This window comes from Clostridium sp. BJN0013 (assembly GCF_040939125.1).
Classification (GTDB): domain Bacteria; phylum Bacillota; class Clostridia; order Clostridiales; family Clostridiaceae; genus Clostridium_B.
Genome location: NZ_CP162495.1, coordinates 3,539,471 through 3,560,580, shown reverse-complemented (window position 1 = coordinate 3,560,580; position 21,110 = coordinate 3,539,471). Strand labels below are relative to the sequence as shown.

General features: G+C 30.8%; 18 protein-coding genes, 1 other RNA gene and 1 other annotated feature. Of the genes, 11 read left to right on the top strand and 8 right to left on the bottom strand.

From position 1 onward, the window contains the following. Nucleotides 1–299 precede the first annotated feature (299 nt). Nucleotides 300–1,016, top strand: coding sequence for a stage II sporulation protein P (locus AB3K27_RS18355; RefSeq protein WP_368488789.1), 717 nt, complete (start codon nucleotides 300–302; stop codon nucleotides 1,014–1,016). Between the two features lie 207 nt (nucleotides 1,017–1,223). On the opposite strand, the gene AB3K27_RS18350 is transcribed toward AB3K27_RS18355, so the two are convergent. Then, nucleotides 1,224–1,646: an HTH domain-containing protein gene (locus AB3K27_RS18350; protein ID WP_368488788.1), complete on the bottom strand. Its 423-nt coding sequence runs from the start codon at nucleotides 1,644–1,646 to the stop codon at nucleotides 1,224–1,226. A 63-nt stretch (nucleotides 1,647–1,709) separates the two neighbouring features. Beyond that, nucleotides 1,710–2,087, bottom strand: a complete 378-nt coding sequence (locus tag AB3K27_RS18345) for a DnaA N-terminal domain-containing protein (protein WP_368488787.1) — start codon at nucleotides 2,085–2,087, stop codon at nucleotides 1,710–1,712. A 699-nt stretch (nucleotides 2,088–2,786) separates the two neighbouring features. Between AB3K27_RS18345 and AB3K27_RS18340 the strand changes: the two genes are divergently transcribed. From AB3K27_RS18340 to AB3K27_RS18325, 4 genes are all read left to right on the top strand, one after another. Next, nucleotides 2,787–3,365 (top strand): CD3072 family TudS-related putative desulfidase, encoded by a 579-nt coding sequence (locus AB3K27_RS18340; protein WP_368488786.1) that lies wholly within the window; start codon nucleotides 2,787–2,789, stop codon nucleotides 3,363–3,365. Between the two features lie 231 nt (nucleotides 3,366–3,596). Then, nucleotides 3,597–4,832 (top strand): DUF2164 family protein, encoded by a 1,236-nt coding sequence (locus tag AB3K27_RS18335; RefSeq protein WP_368488785.1) that lies wholly within the window; start codon nucleotides 3,597–3,599, stop codon nucleotides 4,830–4,832. Nucleotides 4,833–4,976: 144 nt separating this feature from the next. Beyond that, nucleotides 4,977–5,477, top strand: coding sequence for a GNAT family N-acetyltransferase (locus AB3K27_RS18330; protein WP_368488784.1), 501 nt, complete (start codon nucleotides 4,977–4,979; stop codon nucleotides 5,475–5,477). 183 nt (nucleotides 5,478–5,660) lie between these two features. Further along, nucleotides 5,661–6,134 (top strand): DUF3888 domain-containing protein, encoded by a 474-nt coding sequence (locus tag AB3K27_RS18325; RefSeq protein ID WP_368488783.1) that lies wholly within the window; start codon nucleotides 5,661–5,663, stop codon nucleotides 6,132–6,134. A 239-nt stretch (nucleotides 6,135–6,373) separates the two neighbouring features. Here AB3K27_RS18325 and AB3K27_RS18320 read toward each other — a convergent pair whose 3' ends face one another. The 5 genes from AB3K27_RS18320 to AB3K27_RS18300 all read right to left on the bottom strand — a co-directional run bounded on the left by AB3K27_RS18320 (nucleotide 6,374) and on the right by AB3K27_RS18300 (nucleotide 10,064). Further along, nucleotides 6,374–7,351, bottom strand: a complete 978-nt coding sequence (locus AB3K27_RS18320) for a tyrosine-type recombinase/integrase (RefSeq protein WP_368488782.1) — start codon at nucleotides 7,349–7,351, stop codon at nucleotides 6,374–6,376. A 115-nt stretch (nucleotides 7,352–7,466) separates the two neighbouring features. Further along, nucleotides 7,467–7,823, bottom strand: a transfer-messenger RNA (tmRNA) gene (gene ssrA / locus AB3K27_RS18315). Nucleotides 7,824–8,290: 467 nt separating this feature from the next. Then, nucleotides 8,291–9,685 (bottom strand): hypothetical protein, encoded by a 1,395-nt coding sequence (locus AB3K27_RS18310; RefSeq protein WP_368488781.1) that lies wholly within the window; start codon nucleotides 9,683–9,685, stop codon nucleotides 8,291–8,293. A 91-nt stretch (nucleotides 9,686–9,776) separates the two neighbouring features. Continuing rightward, entirely contained in the window at nucleotides 9,777–9,899 is a 123-nt protein-coding gene (locus tag AB3K27_RS18305; protein WP_368488780.1) for a hypothetical protein, read from the bottom strand. Between the two features lie 18 nt (nucleotides 9,900–9,917). Further along, nucleotides 9,918–10,064 (bottom strand): hypothetical protein, encoded by a 147-nt coding sequence (locus tag AB3K27_RS18300; RefSeq protein WP_368488779.1) that lies wholly within the window; start codon nucleotides 10,062–10,064, stop codon nucleotides 9,918–9,920. A 153-nt stretch (nucleotides 10,065–10,217) separates the two neighbouring features. Between AB3K27_RS18300 and AB3K27_RS18295 the strand changes: the two genes are divergently transcribed. Both AB3K27_RS18295 and AB3K27_RS18290 read left to right on the top strand, forming a co-directional pair. After that, a complete protein-coding gene (locus AB3K27_RS18295) occupies nucleotides 10,218–11,156 on the top strand; it encodes a phosphatase (protein ID WP_368488778.1) in 939 nt (312 codons plus the stop codon). Further along, complete coding sequence (locus tag AB3K27_RS18290; protein WP_368488777.1) at nucleotides 11,135–11,920, top strand: polysaccharide deacetylase family protein; 786 nt, start codon at nucleotides 11,135–11,137, stop codon at nucleotides 11,918–11,920. Before AB3K27_RS18295 ends, AB3K27_RS18290 begins: the two co-directional genes overlap by 22 nt. A gap of 77 nt (nucleotides 11,921–11,997) precedes the next feature. Here AB3K27_RS18290 and AB3K27_RS18285 read toward each other — a convergent pair whose 3' ends face one another. Next, entirely contained in the window at nucleotides 11,998–13,611 is a 1,614-nt protein-coding gene (locus AB3K27_RS18285; protein WP_368488776.1) for a GxGYxYP domain-containing protein, read from the bottom strand. A 136-nt stretch (nucleotides 13,612–13,747) separates the two neighbouring features. Beyond that, nucleotides 13,748–13,976 (top strand) — a binding site (T-box leader). A 63-nt stretch (nucleotides 13,977–14,039) separates the two neighbouring features. Between AB3K27_RS18285 and proS the strand changes: the two genes are divergently transcribed. The 4 genes from proS to hydE all read left to right on the top strand — a co-directional run bounded on the left by proS (nucleotide 14,040) and on the right by hydE (nucleotide 21,009). Beyond that, nucleotides 14,040–15,476 carry a proline--tRNA ligase gene (gene proS, locus AB3K27_RS18280; protein ID WP_368491278.1) on the top strand — a complete coding sequence of 479 codons (1,437 nt, stop codon included), beginning with the start codon at nucleotides 14,040–14,042 and terminating at the stop codon, nucleotides 15,474–15,476. A gap of 206 nt (nucleotides 15,477–15,682) precedes the next feature. Beyond that, on the top strand, nucleotides 15,683–17,515 hold the full coding sequence (ftsH, locus tag AB3K27_RS18275; protein ID WP_368488775.1) for an ATP-dependent zinc metalloprotease FtsH: 1,833 nt from the start codon (nucleotides 15,683–15,685) through the stop codon (nucleotides 17,513–17,515). A 64-nt stretch (nucleotides 17,516–17,579) separates the two neighbouring features. Next, nucleotides 17,580–19,709, top strand: a complete 2,130-nt coding sequence (locus tag AB3K27_RS18270; protein ID WP_368488774.1) for a UvrD-helicase domain-containing protein — start codon at nucleotides 17,580–17,582, stop codon at nucleotides 19,707–19,709. 256 nt (nucleotides 19,710–19,965) lie between these two features. Next, a complete protein-coding gene (gene hydE, locus AB3K27_RS18265) occupies nucleotides 19,966–21,009 on the top strand; it encodes a [FeFe] hydrogenase H-cluster radical SAM maturase HydE (RefSeq protein WP_368488773.1) in 1,044 nt (347 codons plus the stop codon). The last annotated feature ends 101 nt before the right edge of the window (nucleotides 21,010–21,110 follow it).

Sequence of the window (21,110 nt, the reverse complement as noted above, 5' to 3'; positions counted from 1 at the left end):
AAGCCAGTATTATACATTGGCTTCTTTTTCTTGTTTATAGGCAAAAATTTATCGAGTTATTATAGTAAAAAGGCAAAAAACTGCTATAGGTTTTTCTACTACTTTTTTAAACTTCAAGTGGATTTTCAATATTCTTCCCTACTTTCTATTTGTTAATATTTTGCTGTTATTTAACAATATGAGAACGTCACGACCTAATGTAGTATATCAAGGTATATTCAACACATTTTTGTAATTATATGAATAAGTATATGAAATATGGAAAAAAATATAATTAAAAGAAAGGAGTGTATACGGAAGTGAAGAATATTTACAAAAGTGTTGTAGTAGTGGTGGCCCTTCTTACTTTAACTGCTGGAGGATATACTTATTCAAAGTATCAGAATAAGTTAACTGTTAATAAAGCAGTAACCAGTAGTACAGTACCAAACAATACAAAAACTTCATCAAATAGTTATACTGAAAATTCTATAGTTCCATTTTCATCAGATATTGTAATTTACAATTCCCATCCAGATGAAACTTATCTATCTGGTAAGAATGTAACTGATGTTGGTGCTTTAATTAATGATGAACTTACTAAATTAGGATTAAACAGTAGCTTTATAAAAGTTACAGCACCTAAAGAATATACAAAATCATATGAAAATACACGTAATATAATAAAAGAAAATGTAAAGAACTATGCTAACACAACTTTATTAGATGTATCTAGAGATACAGTTGATAGTGGTACATCAGATACAAAAAAAATAAAGTTAATACTTACTCAGGCCAGTCCAAGATATGAAGAAAATAAGAAATTCGCTAACCAATTGTTAGAACAGCTAAAAAAGGCTAATGGTGTTACGTCAGAAATAGTTGAATTTAATATAGATACATTGTCGTATTTAAATGAGGATTTGTCTAATAATACTGTCCTTATTGAGATTGGAAATGATAATTCTAGTGACAGTGATATTCAACAAGGTGTAAATGTATTAGCTGCGTCATTAAAGAACATACAAAATAAATAGTTTCTATGAAAACATAAGCACACAATATCGGTTGTTATTCAAAATTAACAAATTAATACTGTGTGTTTATATTTTTGCACAGTTTTTTCTTAGAATCTTTTAATGAATTAGAAGTTTTAATATGAAATTTTGTGAACAATAGGTTAGCGTTGTAACACTTGATAAGATAATATTCAGTTTATTTGAGATTTCTTAATATAACATTTACTATATTTTAGGCTCAACGGTTTTAAATATAAATCTTAATACCATTATAACTGAGGCAACTCTATATTTTATCTCAATCGGAACTGTACTACTGTCAATCATGAAATCTAAAACATACTGCGTAGGAATTTTTGCAAGTTTGGCAATGGTATCGGCACTAATCTTATGCACTTCAACTAGAACTTCTAAAAATGCTTTAAACTTGAAATCTGGTTCTTCCTTTGAAAGAGTGTCTAACATAAATATTAAATTAGTAAAGGAACGCTTTTCTTCAAACCCTGTTGGTATTTCAATCTTATCTCCGTCACTTTTTACTCTCAGCAAATATGATAAGCATTCTGTACTCATTCCATAATCTTTCTTCAATGTATTTATTGTTTCTTCTATATCTTTGTTTCCAATCGCTTGGATTTCTTCTGCCATTGTCATTACCTCCTCAAATTGGTATTTTTGAAACTTAATTGGAATTTATCTATAATTTAGGAACTAATTCCATGAAATAGCCACTTTCTTAATATTTTTATTTACTAATTTAAGTGCATGTATTATCAAATTATAGTAGTGTTTATTTATCGTTTCCTTTATATGTTCATTAGGAACACTTAATATTATTTTCTCTCTTGCTTCAACTGTACTTAAAGATATTGGTTCAATGAATTGCTTATATGATATTGAAGTTAACTCTTCTTTAATTATAGCTTTAGCTTCTTCCCAAGCGGTTTTAGCAGTATTACTTTTCACTATATTGGAGATAATTGTATCTTCATTACAGGGTGTTGCTTGTTCTTTGATAATAATGGCCTTTTCAGTTCTCTCAACCTTTTCTAATATAACCTTTAACATATCTAAAATTTCTTCATTCATTTTAAATTCCTCCATTTATGTATTACAAGTTTTATCATAATCATATTATACAATAAGCTAAAGGGAAAATATTATACTATCTTTTAGTGAATATTGATTAGAAATCATGTAGGTGCGATGTAGGTGCTGTGTCCTGTACTTCGTGGACTTTTTATACCATTTCCTGTATTTTAGCATATCGGATACCCTATCCGCTTGTCCCTATGGTGTATATTGGCAGGAGTTAACAGATATATACTCTTGTCATTATTATAATGTTACTGCTTTAAATCTACATTGCTGTAAATAATATCTATTATTAGATTATTATTACATAATCTCTCGCTAACGCACTGTTGACATAATTTTGTTATAGATTGTTGTCAGTGTTACCTCATAAATACACTCCATTTCTATTTAATTCCTGTAAATTCACTTAAACTATTTAAATAGTTTTATTTACCAATATATAAAATTTATAGTATATTACCCAACCAACGGTGGAGTACCCACAGATATCCTGACATCCTGCCTATTGAAGATGTGTATACCATTTCTAAACTTCCACTCTACTAAAGAATGGTGTCCAAAATTCACTACAACCTTTAAATCAGGTATGATAGAAAGTAATCTGTGTAAAATATTTGTAATTTTGCACTTATGTGATATATAATTAAACAAGTAGACAATTGTAAATCATTGCTCATTAAAATTTAATTAATGGTTAGAGAATGGAGTAGAAATTTTATGTTTTCTGATGTTAGAAGTAAAAAAATCATATTAGTATCACATTGTATTTTAAACCAAAACTCAATTTCAGATGGTACCGCTGACTATCCGAGTACAAATGAAAATGTTTTAAAACTGCTTATTCAATCTAAAGTAGGCATAATACAAATGCCATGTCCTGAAATGATATGTCTGGGACTTGATAGAGGTGATATCCATGGTGGAGAAAGAGAAGTTGTTGTAGAGAATACAAGAATTAGGCATAATTTAGAGAATCCAACCTCTATTGAAGTAATTAATAATCTTGCAAACCAAATTATATTTCAAATAGAAGAATACATTCAAAATGGATTTATTGTATTAGGGATTATAGGAATTAATCGTTCGCCAAGTTGTGGTGTTAATACAACTTCAAAAAACAATCAAGAAGTCTATGGCGAAGGTATTTTTATTGAAATACTTAGAGAAGCGTTAGAAAAGAAAAGTATTAGTATAGATATGATTGGTATAAAAGCTTCAGAGACAGATAAAGCACTAATATCAATACAAAGATTGATAGATACACATTAATTTAATGCGTTGTGCTAGTTGATTTATCCTTTGAAAATATTTGCTTCTCTAAGCTAGAATCTTCTGTCTTTAAAAATTTAAGTTAGTCTTTTCAATGGTTTCAGAAATTAACTAATACAACAGGTTGATTTATGTGTATTAAACTAAACATCTTGTAGAAATGTTTTTAATTTGTATCACAAGTGTAAATTTAGATGAGCTAATTTCAAGGTTGTTATAAGGAGAAATAGAATGAAAACAATATATTATCCTACAAAATGTTGGAAGAAAGAAAGTCCTGAAAAACATAATATTAATGTAGAAATTGTAAATACCCTAAACAATATGATTGAAGAGGACTTTTCTCATTTAACAAGCGTCCTAATTGTAAAAAATGGCTCAATTATCTATGAAAAATATCTAAACGGTTGCTCGCAAAATACTCTTCATGAAACAGGGTGTGTATTTAAGAGTTTTTTATCCGCCGTAGTTGGTACAGCACTTCAAGACAATCTTATAAAAAACGTTGAAACAAAAGTAGTTGATTTCTTTTTAGATGATATTCCAGAAAATATTGATAAAAACTTTAATAAGATAACATTAAAACATCTTTTGACAAAAACATCAGGTATTAAGTGGCCTCCTAAAAACTATCGATTCCCAGAGAATAAGCGATTTAATGATATCAGGCTTCCTTTTTTATTAACAGTAAAAAATGAGCCAGGAAACATATTTGAATATAAACCTGACCCACATATTCTGTTTTATGTCATAGAAAAACTATCAGGAATAGATTTTGTTTCCTATGCTGACAAGAAGCTGTTTTCCCCATTAGGTATAAAAGATTACTTATGGAATACCAATTTTCATGAAGATGAATGTTTATTAATGAAAACAAGAGATATTGCAAAATTAGGATACTTATATTTAAATAATGGTCTGTGGGTAAATCATCAACTTATTTCATCAGAATATATACAAGAATCAACGAGAGAGCATGTGTATGGAAACTTCCCTGAAAGTAGTCCGTATGGTTATCTGTGGTGGGTAAATGACATTGAAAAACATAAAACTTTTTATGCAGGAGGATTTGGAGGTCAATATCTTTATGTAATACCTGACTTGCAGTTAATCTTTGTAAGTACATCTAATGTGGATAAACCTCATCAAGAAAATAAGTTGTTAGTAAAGGAGTTCATGAAAATGATAAAGGCAAATGGTGACAAACCTAATATTAGAAATCGGGATAGAAAAAACTTAGTGGAGCTAACCAAAGAAGAAAAAAACAAGTTGATAAATGAGATTCAGACTTTTTTTCTCCAGGAAAGGAATGAAGAAATAGGTATCATTGCAGCTGGAACGGTTTTAGAATTCTTTCTAGAAAATTTAGGTGCGTTTATTTACAATAAATCTTTGGATGAAGCGAAAATATGGTTTTGTAGAAGAATAGAGGATATGGAAATTGACTATGATACACTATATAAATAGAAAAATTAAATAATGTTAGTTCGTATCATTTTCATAAAACTTCACAAGAGTAATCCGATGCTATATATGAAAGATGTAAAACAACTTAAATAGTAATTTGTAGAGCTGTTTTACAGGAAGATTTTATTTAATGGGGGTAATAAAATGATAATACAGACTGAACGTTTGGAGCTTATTCCGTTAACTCCTAATCAATTAGAACTATGGATTGAAGATATTCCTGCACTTGAAAAGGAATTAGGCTGTACCTATAAGGCAGAATTAATGGAAGGCTTTTTTCTTGAAATAGTAAAAGGGCAGTACGAAATAACTCGAAAAGACCCTAACAATTATTTGTGGCATAGCTTTTTTTTATTAATTCGCAAGGATGATAGGATTGTAGTAGGTTCAGCGGATTTTAAGGATATTCCTAATAAAAATGGTGAAGTTGAGATTGGTTATGGCTTAGGTAAAGATTTTGAACACAACGGCTATATGACAGAAGCTGCAAAAGCAATATGTGAGTGGGCATTGAAGCAAAATTGCGTTACAAGTGTAATTGCTGAAACTGATTTAGAAGGTTTGGCTTCTCAAAAGATTTTAGAGCGTTGTGGATTCAAAAAGGATAAAGAAGGAAAAACTCTTTGGTGGAGATTACAAGAATAATCTTCTGCTTGCAAATTCTAGCTTGTAGGGTTGGTGTAAGATAATTTTATATTCAGTTATGTCGTATCATTCTTAACTTGGTCACAAATAATTTGTGATGTATTAATGGAATATTAGATTATTGTATAACTACTTTGGAATAATGGTAACCTACTAAAAAGAATTACTATTGAGGTGATAAGTTTGAGAAAATCACTTTTTGCTTTATTTTTAGTGTTATTAATAACTTTTAATATTCCATTAAATATTAAGGCAGCTTCATATAATTATGTTAAATTTGGATTAAAAGAACATTATATTACACCTGAAAATTCAAAAGAGAAATTATATAGGGATATGCTTATGACACTATTATTGCCTATTTTACAGAATACAGTTGATAATTACTATAAAGAATATTTATCAGTATCTCCTATGGTAGCACCTTATGATATTTCTGTATTAAGAATGGATAGACTAGGTGAGAATGAGACATTTGATTTCCGTTTAAAGTTAGAGCTCCATCCGTATGTTGGTCCACACCTTGATGTAGGACTTGATTATATTACTATTAAAATAAATCCAGTAGATAAAGTTAAAATTGAAAAGTTTGAGCATATTAAGAATTATGAGTTACCATCATACTATCAAAATATTATAAAGAAGAAATTACCATAATATAAATAAAGTTATAATGTTCTTTAAATATGAAAAGTTCTCTTAAAAAATAATAGACTATCAGCATTATTTTTTAATATAGCCTAAACTTTAGATATATAAATAGTATAAGTCAGTAATACCAATGTTTCCAGAAAAATATAATATGTATAAACATAAAAAAATAACAGTCACCCCCACAATAGAAGGTGACTTTTGTTCTGCAATTGAAGCTGGCCATAAAAATTTTTGCTACATTTTTAAATATCTGAAAGCGTATCTTTAGCAATACATTTCTGTAAATCCTTCAAGTTGTTATGATAATATCCCATAGTAATTTCCAGTGAACTATGTCCAGCTATTGATTTTACATCTAGCGGATTACTTCCATTTTTGATTAAATTAGTTATTGCTGTATGTCGTAGTTTATGAGCAGAAGAACTCTTGTCTAATCCTGCCTTTTTACCATAATCTATTAACTGACCTTTTATGTGTGATAGATTAACCTTGTCATGAGATACGCTGGATAAAAATACATACTCACTGCCGACATCATTGCTAATCTCTATAAGCTTCTTTAAATATACTATTAACTTGCTATTTAATGGGACTACTCTCTGTGTCCTATTCTTGGCAGTTTCAGCATTTATAACAATGTACTTTTCTTTTAGATTTATGTTTTTAACTTTGATGTTTATTGTTTCGTTTATTCTTGTACCCACGGACAACATTAAAAGTACCAGTGTGTAATCTCTTAATCCTGCGTAGGACTTCATATTTATTACTTTTAATAGCTTCTTTATATCTGAATTGGTTAAGGGTTGCTTTTCATTCTTTACTTCTCTTACCTTTTTAACTCGTTCATTAATACGCTCTTTAACATATCCTTCCTGTTCCAAGAACTGCAAATACACCTTTAAATACCTAATGCGGATATTAACAGTATTTGGACTTACCTTCTCCAACATGTATGAAATGTAACCTCTAATCAAAGTTATATCATATCGAATTTGCTTATCCGAATAGACTTCATTTATGTAATTATTTAGATACAGGAAGCTTCTGTCATAATCGTACATACTGCGTGGTGAAAGGTTTTGAGAGCGTTTGTAGATAAGAAATTCATTCTGTTTATTCATGAAATCTTGAATTGTAAAATAGATTGTTCTTAATTCTTTTACTTCTGTTTCAACTCCTATCGGAGTTACTTTTTCTGTTAATTGTAGTCTTTTAGCCATTTCCAACACCTCTAAAGTTTATTACAGTACTATCGGACACTGAAAAATTTAATCCCTATCGGACTGTAATATAAATCTGTAGAGTTGCTGTAACATGTTGAAAATACTGTATGTATGGTGGAGGCGAGGGGAATCGAACCCCTGTCCGAAAGCAGAAACATTTGAGTATCTCCGAGTGCAGTCCTTATTTTAGAATTCCCTCTCTTAGACGCCTAAGGACAGGCTTCTAAGTTCAGTAGCTTCATAAATTCCGTTTCCAGGTCAAAGCTTTCCTGGACTCGTTTCCCCACTGTCGACGCCAGACCCTAAGTCGTGGGAATCTTAGGCTGACGAGCTGCTATATTAGGCAGCTAATGCTAAATTATCGTTTTCGTTTATATTTAACCCCATAGTTTTTTAACGCGGGCCCACAGGATTCCCTCGACTCGCTTCTCAAACACATCTTACCCCCGTCGAAACCAATTACGCCCCCAAGTTGATAATTTAATACTACATATGGCAGTAAGCCAATGTAGTATTAAATTATATCATCTAAGTTACATTAAGTCAACTTATTTAAATATGAAAATTTCTAATATCAAGTAATTCAGAGGTTCAGCAGAGTTTGTATATGAGGAATACTTCTTCTCCATCTGAACTTTAGAAAAACTTATCCAAACGTGTAACAATATTTACTTCCTTTTGAAAAAGATGGGAGTATTAGCAATGTTAGCGTTTGGATAAATGGATATTCAAGCATATTTTAAAAAATCACTTTCATTATACTTATATAAAGTATAATTTAATTATCTTAAAGTAGATAATAAATGAAATATGTTCGGCTAAATGCAGTATCAATATTACACTATAACCGTAAAATTATCAATAGTATACAAAAGTATATTAAGTTATATTTATGGTAAATACATTAATTCTTAAACCAATTTCATCTATTATACATTATATCAAAAATGCTGCAAATAAAGTAGTTACAAGTAAACCTATAATTACAGGTTTTAGATTTCTTCTGGCCAGTTCAAAGGCATCTACCTTGCATATAGCAGCCACAGGTATTACTGCCCAGGGTATTATAGTTCCACCGCCAACCCATATACCTGCTATTTGACCTAGGGCGGTTAACGTAGCTATTCCTCCGCCTATTGCAGTAGAAAATAATTTGGATACGGATCCTACCAGGGATATTCCTGAAAAACCGGAACCGTCCAATCCTGTTATGGCACCTAAAGCAGTTAAAGTTCCAGAAGCTAGCAGTGGATTTAAAGGTACTATATTTGAAAGAGCCATTCCAAGGTCGTTAACTATCCCGTGGGAAGATTGAGGTAATACCTTACCGAATATTTCAATAAAGGCTGAATCACCTAGATAAAAGAATGCTGCTATAGGAATAACCACACCAAATACTTTGAAACCAAATTGAAGCCCTTCTACAATATGAGTTGTAATATTTTCCAAAGATTTTTTTCTATAAGCTATAATTGAAATAAAGCTTAAAATAAATAAGGAAGTTCCTCCTATTAGAGCAGTAGCATCTCCACCTTGAAGTTTATATATATACATTATTATTATATCTCCCAAAAATATAGCTATAATTAATATAGTTAATATTTTTCTAAATATATTGGATGATATGATATTTTTTTCTTCATATGTTTCTTCAACTTCTTCTTTATTAAAGTTAGTATCCAATTTGTTATTTTTTATATCTTTTCTCAGCATATAAAAAGCTGTCATTGTAGTTACTACTCCCATTACTATAGTTAATGGAATGCTTGCAGATATTACACTAGAGACTCCTATTCCTGCTGCATCTGCCGTAAGTTTAGGGGCTCCCTGTATTATAAAATCACTGGACAGGGCAATACCGTGGCCGAACAAGTTCATGGCTACTGCAGCTCCTATAGGTGGAAGACCCACTTTTTTGGCTATAGGTAAAAATAACGCACCTATGAGGGCTACTGCAGGAGAAGGCCAGAAAAACCAGGACAATGCCATCATAACTATACCTATGATCCAATAGCACATCCAGTAGGATTTAATTATTTTCTTAAAAGGTGATACTAATTCTCTATTTATTCCTGCTACAACTAGCACATTGCTCATGGCGGTTATTATGGAAATAATAAAGATGGTAGGCATAAGTTCTTTAGTAGCATAAATAAGACTATTGAAAATTTGTATAATGGATATATATATAGAATGGGTTGAGAATATTCCAAGTGTGAAAATACCAACTATACATATGAGAGATATATCCTTTTTTAGAATCATAGCTATGATTATCACTAAAATAAAAATGAGGTATATATAGTGCAAATTGGTCAATACAACATTCATATTCATCCTCCGCATAAAATAAATATACTAATAATTTATGCGGAGAAAATTTTCCTGGTGATTAAAAAGTTAGGTGATCATCTAAAATACTTTACTTTGCTGATTGTTTTTTTGTATTTTTATTATGGTTTTGTGCTTCTTCCGTAATAGGTATCTGTCCTTTGCTTTTTCTTTTCCTGGCTTTTTTATTGTCAGGCTGACTATCTTTTGGCATTATTTTAAACCTCCTAAATTAATATGCTTTCTTATTTCCGGTTTTAGCTTTTCCCTGAATTTCCGGAACAGGTTCTAAGGCGTTCTTTTTAATGTGTGTTTTTCTATTGCTTTCAGTTCCATGTGGGTCTTTTGGATCAGGTCTTCTAGTACCTGCTTTAGCCATAGAGACATCCTCCTTAAAATTTATTTGAAATATAATTTATATTTTATATTCCTTTCAGTAATATTATTTGTGAAAAATTGAAAAGATATATATGAATTATTAAAAAGATATACTGTTAAATTTAACTATTAATTTTTAAGAGAGGTGCTATCTATGAAGAAAAAACTTAGCATATTTATGTTGATTATATTTGCAGTATCATTTGTATCAATGTCTGTAGTATATTCTAAAGGTATTTTTAAATCACAAAATAAAGATGTACAGATTAGAATAGATTCTAAAAGGGAAGATGAGATGCCAAAAAGGTTTAGAAAGACAACAGATACTATTAAAGATGAAGATGATCTCCCGAATTTAACAGGATTTTCTTCATTAAATGAGTCGGGAAGTGCACAATTTACTACAAAAAATATAGGACTTATGAAAAAGGCTATAGGTAATGTACCTATATTTATAGTAGATTTAAGAGAGGAATCCCATGGATTTATTAATCATTTTGCAGTGAGCTGGCTAGGGGAAGATGGAAAAAACAAAGCTAATAAGGGATTGACAAAAGAAGAAGTATTAAAGGATGAAGCAAGGAGATTGAAAAGCATTAAATTAAATAAACCAATTACCATCAAAAATAAGGAAATAATACCTACTGAAGTGCAAAGTGAAAAGGAATTAGTAGAAAAGAATAAGATGTTTTATATAAGAATATCTGTCACTGACAATGAGAAACCTAGAGATGAAATGGTAGACTATTTTATAAAATTAGTGAAAAAACTTCCCAGAGACAGTTGGATGCACTTTCATTGTAAAGCCGGTATTGGAAGAACTACTACTTTTATGGTGATGTATGATATTATGAAAAATGGTAAAGAGGTAAGTTTAGAGGATATAATGGAAAGACAGGTGTCAATTGGAGGAAAAAATCTTCTTAAGCCTTCCTATAAACCAGGAAGTCATTCTTCAGAAAGATCTGAGTTTATAAAAGATTTTTATGAATATGTAAAGGAAAATAATGATGGATTTAATACCAGCTGGTCTCAATGGATAAAGGATGAGAGAGAGGTAGGCGTATTGGATTGGAATATAAAAACAGCATAATAATAAATGTTATGATATTTATTATGGTTTTTGCAGCAGTTAATTTAAGAGTAAATGCAGTTATGGCAGAGAATGCAAAGCAAGATACACAGAAATCCATAAGTGCCAATGAAAAAAAAGTTATTTATCTAACTTTTGATGATGGTCCCAGTAATATAACCGGTAATATTTTGAATGCGTTGAAGGAAAATAATGTAAAAGCCACATTTTTTGTTATAGGAAATCAAATACCGGATAACGAGAATATAATAAAGAGAATTGCAAGTGAAGGACATAGTATAGGGCTTCACACATATACTCATAAATATAATAGTATTTATAAAAATAATGATAATTTTATTAAAGAGATGACTATTACAAGTGATATGGTTAAAGAGGTCACAGGAGTGGAAAGTCACATAATAAGGTTTCCAGGTGGCAGCAGAAAGCATTTAAATAATAAGCTTTTACAAAAGTTGCATGAAAAGAACTTTAAAATATATGATTGGAACATACAGGCTTCTGATGGGATTAATGCTAAGACATCTCCTTATAAATTATTTAAAGAGACTACCACTAACCCAGAAAATCTTAATTCAATTATACTTTTAATGCACTGTGATTATATGCATAAAAATACTTGTATTGCTCTTCCTAAGATAATAGACTATTATAAAGATGAAGGATATGAATTTAAAGTTATAACGGAAGATACGGAAGAGTTATATTTTTCTATATCCACTAAAAGAACTTCAGGATTCTTCAAAAAAATACTTACAAATTAAAAATTAAGGCAAGACATTAAATTATAATATGTCTTGCTTTAACTATGCAATTTTATATTTTTATTTTCATAATGGTGCTAATGTTTAATATTAGTTTTTATAAGTTTCATGAAAATATCCGGTGTAACTACTTTTATTTTAGGATTTTTATTTAATTCATCTATAACTTTTTCAACATCTTTCATAGTTTTACTCCAGGCATGCACATATACGAAAGTATAGGCATTGGGGTTGGCTATATCAGTATATCCTTGCTCTACATAAGAATTAATCTTTTCAATTAAAGTGTTGTTTTCTTCTAGTTTAGCCCATAGAAGATTTCTACATGATACTATTGGTTTACCATTGCTCCAAAGGATCTTTCCTTTATAATCATCCTGTCTGTGATAATTTAAATAAAATATACCTTGTATATTAGGATATATAGTATACTTATTCCATAGATCTATATTATCAAAAGACCAGTTATCTAAAATTGACACGTATTTTTGATCTGCATTTTTCATATAATTGTTCAATCTTTTAATATTTAGTTTAAGAGCATCTTCTTTGAATTCACTGGGATACATATACCCACTTCCAGAAGGAGATACAATAAAATTATCATTATAGGTATTTGAAGTGGCACTTTTATAATACAGCTTAAATGCAGTAGGGGCTAATTCATATATGGAAGGACTTATGGTAAATCCCATGTTGAATTTGCCGCGGCTGGAAGAACCGTACCATTTTTCAGAACTATAGTTGCTTCCAAGGGTCCACTGTTGGTTATCACCATCTGACATAATAAATGTTACATAGTGGTTATTCTTTGAAGAAAAATTATTTAAAGAAGTACCTTTTTGGGTTATAGGTGTGGAAGGAAATGCACTAAGTACAGTTAAATTATAGGACCAGTCTGCGGGAACGACGCTCACACCGTGTTTTGAGGCCTCTTTTACATTTTCATATTCGTCTGGTCCCCAACCTAAACAAATAGAGTCCTTTTCCATAGAACTAAATATTTTATCCCGCAGGGGAAATTCTTTAGGGGTATCTTCATAAAATACAAGACACTTATTCATTATGGCATAATCTCTTAAAGCTATGCTTTTATTTGGAGATAGTTCAATTGCAGTAGAATGACTTAATTTAGAATTCCATAGGTTATTATAAGCCCAGTATTTATCAGTGTTTCTGCAATCACCTTTTAATTTTTTTATACCATGATCTTTAAGCTTATTTTCTATAGATTCATCAATGGCTAAGTAGTTTTTTAAAGAAGCTAGAGAACAGGCGTTATTTATTGAAGGATCTTTAGAGGAAGAATTACTGTAAAGCACATATCCTTTTACATGTGATTTAAATTTGTCCAACAAATACCAGGGATCTTTTACTATATCATAAGTTACCCCATAGTTTTGTTTTAAGTCATCCAGCCATATATTGTAATCAGGGTGACTTTTGCTTAAAATATATATCTGGGAATATGAACTATTTGATAGTACTCCCTGCAGGGTAGCTATCATGGTTTTTTCTTCTGGAGTTAAATTATTTTCATATATTGCATAAAGATGAGTAGGTTTTTTTGGATTTTTTATATAATAAGAGTGTAGAGAAGAAGCACTTGCACCTGAATTAAATATATTGATACACAGGGTGAAAATAATAACTATGGTGAAAATTTTATTAAATTTATATTTTAATTTCAAAAATTACACCTCCTTAGTGCTTATTATGTAAATTTTTTAAATAATTTATGTGTATATATTATTGTTGAAAAAATATATTGACAATAAATTTTTTATAACCTATTATATAAAATGTTATTGCATTTAATTGAATATTAAAAATGCAAAGAAGGGGATTAGTAAATTTTATATTCTTTTTGAGAGAGGAAACATATGGTGAAAGTTTTTAAAGAATTATTTTGAACCTGCCCTGGAGTTTCTGTATTTTAATTATTAGAATACAGCGGTGATGACCGTTAAAATTTTAAGTGAGTATATTAAGTATATTTAGTATCAGCAGATATACTAATCAGGGTGGTACCGCCGATATAACCTCGGTCCCTTTATGGGATTGGAGGCTTTTTTGTATCTAAAATAATTGATAAAAATTATAATTAAATTTGGAGGTAATTAAATTGGATAAAAAATTGGTAGAGCAAATAACATCAAGAGATGAGGATTTTGCTAAGTGGTATACGGATATTGTAAAAAAGGCAGAGCTGGCTGACTACTCAAGTGTAAGGGGATGTATGATAATAAGACCTTATGCTTATGCCATGTGGGAACATATCCAAGGTTATCTAGATAAAAGATTTAAAGAGACAGGTCATGAAAATGTATATATGCCCCTTTTTATTCCAGAGTCACTCCTTGAGAAGGAAAAAGATCATGTAGAAGGATTTGCCCCTGAAGTGGCCTGGGTGACTCAGGGAGGAAATGAAGAGCTTACAGAGAAATTATGTGTGAGACCTACTTCAGAAACTTTATTTTGTGAGCATTATGCTAAAATAGTTCAATCCTACAAAGATCTTCCAAAACTATATAATCAATGGTGTTCTGTGGTAAGATGGGAAAAGACCACAAGACCATTTTTAAGGACTACAGAATTTTTGTGGCAGGAGGGTCATACAATACATGCTACTAAAGAAGAGGCAGAAGAGGAAACTATAAGTATGCTTAATATATATGAAGATCTCTGCAGAGAAATGTTGGCCATTCCCGTTTTAAAAGGACAGAAAACTGAAAGTGAGAAATTTGCAGGTGGAGAAGCTACCTATACTATAGAATCATTAATGTACGATGGAAAAGCACTGCAATCTGGTACATCACATTATTTTGGTCAGAATTTTGCAAAACCTTTTGAAGTACAGTATTTAGATAAAAATGGTAAACTACAGTATGTATATCAAACTTCTTGGGGAATTACCACCCGTGTTATAGGTGCTGTTATAATGGTGCATGGAGATGACAATGGGTTGGTAGTTCCACCAAGAATAGCTCCCCTGCAGGTGATTATAGTTCCTATAGCACAGCATAAAGAAGGAGTACTTGAAAAGGCAAATGAATTAAAAGAAGAATTAAGTAAAATTGTACGGGTAAAAATTGATGATAGTGATAAAATGCCAGGGTGGAAGTTTAGTGAACATGAAATGAAAGGTGTACCTATTCGTTTAGAGGTGGGACCTAAGGATATTGCAAAAAATCAGGTTGTACTGGTAAGAAGAGATACCAGAGAAAAGATAGTAGTACCTATGAGTGACCTTCAGAATGAAATACCAGCATTATTGGATAATATCCACAATTTCATGCTGGAAAGAGCAGAGAAATTTATAGAAGAAAATACACATGATGCTGTAAATATAGAAGAGTTTAAGGATATACAGACCAATAAGAAAGGTTTTATTAGAGCTATGTGGTGTGGGGATGCCAGGTGTGAAGAGAAAATTAAAGAACTTACTGGTGCAACTTCAAGGTGTATTCCGTTTAATCAGGAGCATATTTCAGATAATTGTGTATGCTGTGGAAAGAAAGCAGATAAATTGGTTTATTGGGGTAGGGCATATTAAAATAATTATTTAGAAAATACTGCTAGATATAGATGACTTGGTAAATAGTTATAATGAAAAGAGATACTGTGAATTTTCATAGTATTTCTTTTTTATATCAATAAATAACTTTGAAAATATATTATAAAGTATTAAGAAAGAAAACATTTATTGTTATAATATAACTAGAATTATAAGTCATAGTGATGTGGAGGCTCATACAAATTATGCTGAATGGTAAAAAATTCAAAAACAATAAATTTATATATTTTATTTGTTATGCATTGTTAGCTATTATAATTGTATTTATAGTTAATGAATATTTTAACGAATTAAAATATGAGCATATAAAATACAGTGATTTTGTCAATTATATTAACCAGAATAAAATATCGCAAGTTAAAATAGGAAGAGATAAATTGTTCATAACACTTAAGAATAAGCAAAATGAAGAAGAAGAAAAAATACTTTATACGGAAAAACTAGATGATCCTGATTTGGTACAGAGATTAAATAATGCCAAAATTAAATTTGAAGGGGCATCCCAGGAAAATGCTGTAATGAAGAACATTTTTACAGGTTGGATTTTACCTGTAATTATACTTATGTTTTTTGCAAAAGTTATTTTGGGAGCATTAGGTAAAAGGATGGGCAGCGGAGTTATGTCCTTTGGTAGAAATACTGCTAAGATATATGCCGAAAGTGAGACTGGTGTTAATTTTGAAGATGTAGCAGGTCAAGAAGAAGCCAAAGAATCTCTTATTGAAATAGTAGATTTTCTGCATAACTCTCAAAAATATGCCTCCATAGGAGCTAGGTTACCTAAGGGTGCACTTCTTGTAGGTCCTCCAGGTACAGGAAAAACTTTACTGGCAAAAGCGGTGGCAGGAGAAGCAAAGGTTCCTTTTTTCTCCATATCCGGTTCTGCTTTTGTAGAGATGTTTGTAGGTATGGGTGCTGCCAGGGTAAGAGATTTATTTCAACAGGCACAGGAAAAAGCCCCTTGCATAGTTTTTATAGATGAAATAGATGCAATAGGTAAGAGCAGGGGAGGAAATATATCAGGAAATGATGAAAGAGAACAGACTTTGAATCAGCTTCTGGCGGAAATGGATGGATTTGATTCTTCAAAGGGTGTGGTAATATTAGCTGCTACAAATAGACCGGAAGTTTTAGATAAGGCACTTTTAAGGCCAGGAAGATTTGATAGGAGAGTAGTAGTTGATAGACCGGATTTAAAGGGCAGAGAAGATATATTAAAGGTTCATATAAAGGGAGTTAGGGTTTCAAAGGATGTAGATTTAAATGCTATAGCAAAATCCACCCCTGGGGCTGTAGGAGCAGACCTTGCCAATATAATAAATGAAGCAGCACTTAAAACTGTTAAAAATCACAGGTGTGAGGTAACTCAGGATGATCTGGAAAATGCTGTAGAACTAATTATAGCCGGTAAGGAAAAAAAAGACAGAATACTTTCCCCAGAAGAAAAACGACAGGTTGCTTTTCACGAGGTAGGGCATGCATTGGTAGCAACACTATTAAAACATACAGATCCCGTTCATAAAATAACTATAGTGCCAAGAACTATGGGATCCCTTGGATACACAATGCAGCTTCCTATAGAAGAGAAATATCTAATTACCAGGGAAGAGATGATAGATCAGATATGTGTTATGCTGGCTGGAAGGGCCGCAGAAGAGGTTAACTTCAATAGTATATCCACAGGAGCTGCAAATGACATTGAAAGAGCAACTGAAACTGCCAGAAGCATGGTTACTATTTATGGGATGACAGAAAGATTTGACATGATGGCACTGGAATCCATACAAGACAGATATTTAAATGGCAGTCCAGTACAAAATTGTAGTGCAGAAACAGCTTCGATTATTGATGAGGAAACTTTAAATATAATAAAGCAATGTCATAATAAAGCTAGAGAACTTCTTCAAAATAATATAGAATTACTTGTAAAAATATCAGAAAAACTTATGGAAAAGGAAACTTTAATGGGAGATGAGTTTATGGGCATAATAAGAGAGTACAGAGATAAGGGAAGATAGATCTTTATCATAGTTAAAGTGACAGACTTTAATAATTAAAAGTCAATGAAATGGAGATATAAATATGTATGAGGAGAATTCAAAAAAGGATTTAGACAGAGAATTTGAGCTCAATTTAGAAAAGCAAAAGCTGGAAGAAGTATTAAAGGAAATTAAAATTCAAATATTGAACTATATAAATCTTAGAAAGGAAATCGTCAGTTCCATACTTGACTTGAGGGAAAAAAATTTAGAACAATATAGAGATGATGAAGACCAATATGTAAAATATTTTAGCCATGAAATGTATGCCAGAGAAGAACAATACAGACTGGTAAATAAAAATATAAGAGAACTTTCCATACTTAAGTCTTCACCTTATTTTGGGAAGATTGAGTTTAAGGATAGTTATGGAGAAGAGAGTATATACATAGGAAGATTTGGCATGACAGGAAAGGAAGACTATGAACCCATTATAATAGATTGGAGATCTCCTGTGTGTGCCCTATTTTATGAAGGAAGATTAGGAACTATAAAATATCAATCTCCTGGAGGCGAAATAGAGGCAGAAGTACTTTCAAAAAGACAGTTTATTATAAAAAAATCCAGACTTTTGGGAATGTTTGATTCCAGTCTGGATATAAAAGATGAAATATTACAAATGGTACTAAGTAAAAATGCCGGAGAAAAATTAAAAGATATAGTAATGACTATACAAAAAGAACAGGATAATATAATAAGACAGCCTAGAAAAGGGGCAGTTGTGGTAAATGGAGTAGCTGGAAGTGGTAAAACTACCATAGCTTTACATAGGGTGGCATATCTTCTGTATAATTACAGAAAAATATTACAGGAAAAGGTACTTATACTAGGACCTAATAGCATATTTATAGACTATATTTCAAGAGTACTTCCTAGTTTAGGAGAGGAAAAAGTTATTCAAACAACTTTCAGAGAATTCTTTGGCAGTATGATAAACCTGCCATATATAATGAGTTTCAGAGAGTATACAGAAAATATTGTAAATAAGAATAGTGAGTTTATTAGTGAAGTTATATATAAAGGCTCTTTGAGTTATATTGATGATATGAACAAATTAATTGATGTTATGGAAAAATCTTATTTTAAAATGGAGGATGTACTATTTTATAATAAAGTAATAGTGTCTAAGGAACAGATAAATAAAATGTTAACATATGATTTTAAAAGTATGCCTTTATTTAAAAGAGTTAGGAGATTAAAAAGGGTTATTTATTCAAAAATAAGAGATGAAAGAAATATTTTAGTGGACCTTATTCAAAAAGACTATAAAGACAGAATTGAAAATATGACAGAGGGAGAACTTAATGATTTTCAAACTGATTTAGAATATAAAAGGCGAAATAAAATAAGAAATGTAATATATGAGATAATAAACATTAAAAAGGAAAAATTAAAATGGATGAATGAACCGAATGTGCTTGATATATATAATTACTTTAATAAAAATAAGCCGCTGATTTATGATGATTTAGCCGCTATTTTATACCTAAAAATAAAATTAGAGGGATTCAAATACAACAATAAAATAAGGCATATAGTGATAGATGAAGCTCAGGACTATTCACCCCTGCAGTTTTGGATTATTAAAGAGCTTACAGATTGTAAGTCATTTACCATAGTAGGGGATGTAAATCAAAGAATTATACCTTCACAGGGCAAATCTGCCATGATGGGATTGAAAGATATTTTTACTGATATAGAAGTGAAGAATTTTTCATTGGACAGAAGTTATAGATCCACTGATGAAATAATCAGTTATGCAAATAAATATTTAAAACATAACAAAATAATATCTTTAGTGAGGAATGGAAAGGAAGTTATAGAAAAACAAATAGATAATCATAAAGAACTTGTGGACAAAATACTCTATGATGTTGTAAAATTAAAGGAGAGAGGTTACGAAAGTATTGCTATAATATGTAGGGATTTAAAAAATACAGAAGCTTTAAGTAATTTAATTAAAAGAAGAATGCATATAAATCTTATAGACAGAGAAAATATGGTTTATTCTAGTGGAGAAGTTATACTTCCATCTTATTTTGCTAAAGGTCTGGAATTTGATGCTGTTATAATGGTAGATACCTCTCAAAGTAATAATGATACATTAAAATATATAATGGCTACAAGAGCTCTACATGAGTTATATGTGTATAAGACTTCCTCGATTAATTAAAGATTTCTAAGCTTCAGGTTTTGTTAAATCATCCTGAAGCTTAGTGTTTTATCCGAAGGCTGGAATTGACTAACACCTCAGGTGGGGGATAAGCAATGTTATGCCCCTTTATAAGTTCTTGCCCTAAAGGATAACGTATTCTAAGTGCTAAAGACACTAAGAATACTGTTAATAAGGTTCAGATGGAGAAAAGTATTCTCTATGAGTAAACTTCACCTGAACCTCTGAATCACTTGATAAAGGAGTTTATAAAATTATGATAGATAAATCAGTGCAGTTAATTGAAAAAGCAGAATATAGCCATAGATTGTACAAAAATGAAATAGTTCATTTGATTGAGGATGATAGATGCAATGAAGAACTTTTTAAGGCAGCAGACAGGGTAAGAAAAACATATGTGGGGGATAAGGTTCATCTAAGAGGATTAATAGAGTTTTCAAATATATGTAAAAGAAATTGCATGTATTGTGGGCTGAGATGTGATAATAAGAATATTGAAAGGTATAGGATATCTCCAGACGATATAATTGAACTGGCTAGAAAGGCAGAGGGATATGGATATAAAACAATAGTTATGCAGTCTGGAGAGGATGATTACTATACTGTAGATAAGCTTAAATATATAATATCAAATATAAAGAAAATGGATATGGCACTAACTTTAAGTATAGGAGAAAAGACCTTTGAAGAATACAAATCTTTTAAAGAAGCGGGTGCAGATAGATATTTAATAAGGATAGAAACTACAGATGAAAAGTTATATAAGGAGATGCATCCGGGTATGAGTTATAAAAATAGAAAGAGATGTTTAAAAGATCTTAAAACTTTAGGATATGAAGTAGGTACAGGATGCTTGATAGGACTTCCAAATCAGAGTGTTGAATCTTTGGCAGAGGATATATTGTTTTTTAAAGAAATAGATGCGGATATGATAGGAATAGGGCCTTTCATTCCAAATGAAGATACTCCATTAAAAGATGAAATGGGAGGGAATTTTATAACTAGCATAAAAGTTATGGCTGTAATTAGATTGTTAATGCCGGATATAAATATTCCGGCTACAACAGCCATGGAAAGTTTGGAGTTAAATGGTAGGGAAATAGCTCTTCAAAGTGGGGCAAATGTAGTTATGCCCAATGTAACAGAAGGGGTGTATAGAAAACTTTATGCTCTTTATCCAGGTAAAATTTGTACCGGAGATACACCGGCTCATTGCAGAAGCTGCATTACAGGAAAAATAAATAATATAGGTAGAAGTATTTCTGACTCTAAAGGATTTAGAATAAAATCAGTGGTTTAGTAAATCAAAACAATTGTCTGAAGATAATGGAAAAAAGTTTTCTGACTAAAAAAGTTGAAATTAGTAAAAGTTTATGATAAACTTAGGACAATTTAATAATT

What these genes read in the sequence shown, in the direction of transcription:
- AB3K27_RS18350 (WP_368488788.1), bottom strand. Translation starts at nt 1,646, where the DNA reads ATGGCAGAAGAAATCCAAGCGATTGGAAACAAAGATATAGAAGAAACA.
- AB3K27_RS18345 (WP_368488787.1), bottom strand. Translation starts at nt 2,087, where the DNA reads ATGAATGAAGAAATTTTAGATATGTTAAAGGTTATATTAGAAAAGGTT.
- AB3K27_RS18340 (WP_368488786.1), top strand. Translation starts at nt 2,787, where the DNA reads ATGGTTAGAGAATGGAGTAGAAATTTTATGTTTTCTGATGTTAGAAGT.
- AB3K27_RS18335 (WP_368488785.1), top strand. Translation starts at nt 3,597, where the DNA reads ATGAAAACAATATATTATCCTACAAAATGTTGGAAGAAAGAAAGTCCT.
- AB3K27_RS18330 (WP_368488784.1), top strand. Translation starts at nt 4,977, where the DNA reads ATGATAATACAGACTGAACGTTTGGAGCTTATTCCGTTAACTCCTAAT.
- AB3K27_RS18320 (WP_368488782.1), bottom strand. Translation starts at nt 7,351, where the DNA reads ATGGCTAAAAGACTACAATTAACAGAAAAAGTAACTCCGATAGGAGTT.
- AB3K27_RS18310 (WP_368488781.1), bottom strand. Translation starts at nt 9,685, where the DNA reads ATGAATGTTGTATTGACCAATTTGCACTATATATACCTCATTTTTATT.
- AB3K27_RS18305 (WP_368488780.1), bottom strand. Translation starts at nt 9,899, where the DNA reads ATGCCAAAAGATAGTCAGCCTGACAATAAAAAAGCCAGGAAAAGAAAA.
- AB3K27_RS18300 (WP_368488779.1), bottom strand. Translation starts at nt 10,064, where the DNA reads ATGGCTAAAGCAGGTACTAGAAGACCTGATCCAAAAGACCCACATGGA.
- AB3K27_RS18295 (WP_368488778.1), top strand. Translation starts at nt 10,218, where the DNA reads ATGAAGAAAAAACTTAGCATATTTATGTTGATTATATTTGCAGTATCA.
- ftsH (WP_368488775.1), top strand. Translation starts at nt 15,683, where the DNA reads ATGCTGAATGGTAAAAAATTCAAAAACAATAAATTTATATATTTTATT.
- AB3K27_RS18270 (WP_368488774.1), top strand. Translation starts at nt 17,580, where the DNA reads ATGTATGAGGAGAATTCAAAAAAGGATTTAGACAGAGAATTTGAGCTC.
- hydE (WP_368488773.1), top strand. Translation starts at nt 19,966, where the DNA reads ATGATAGATAAATCAGTGCAGTTAATTGAAAAAGCAGAATATAGCCAT.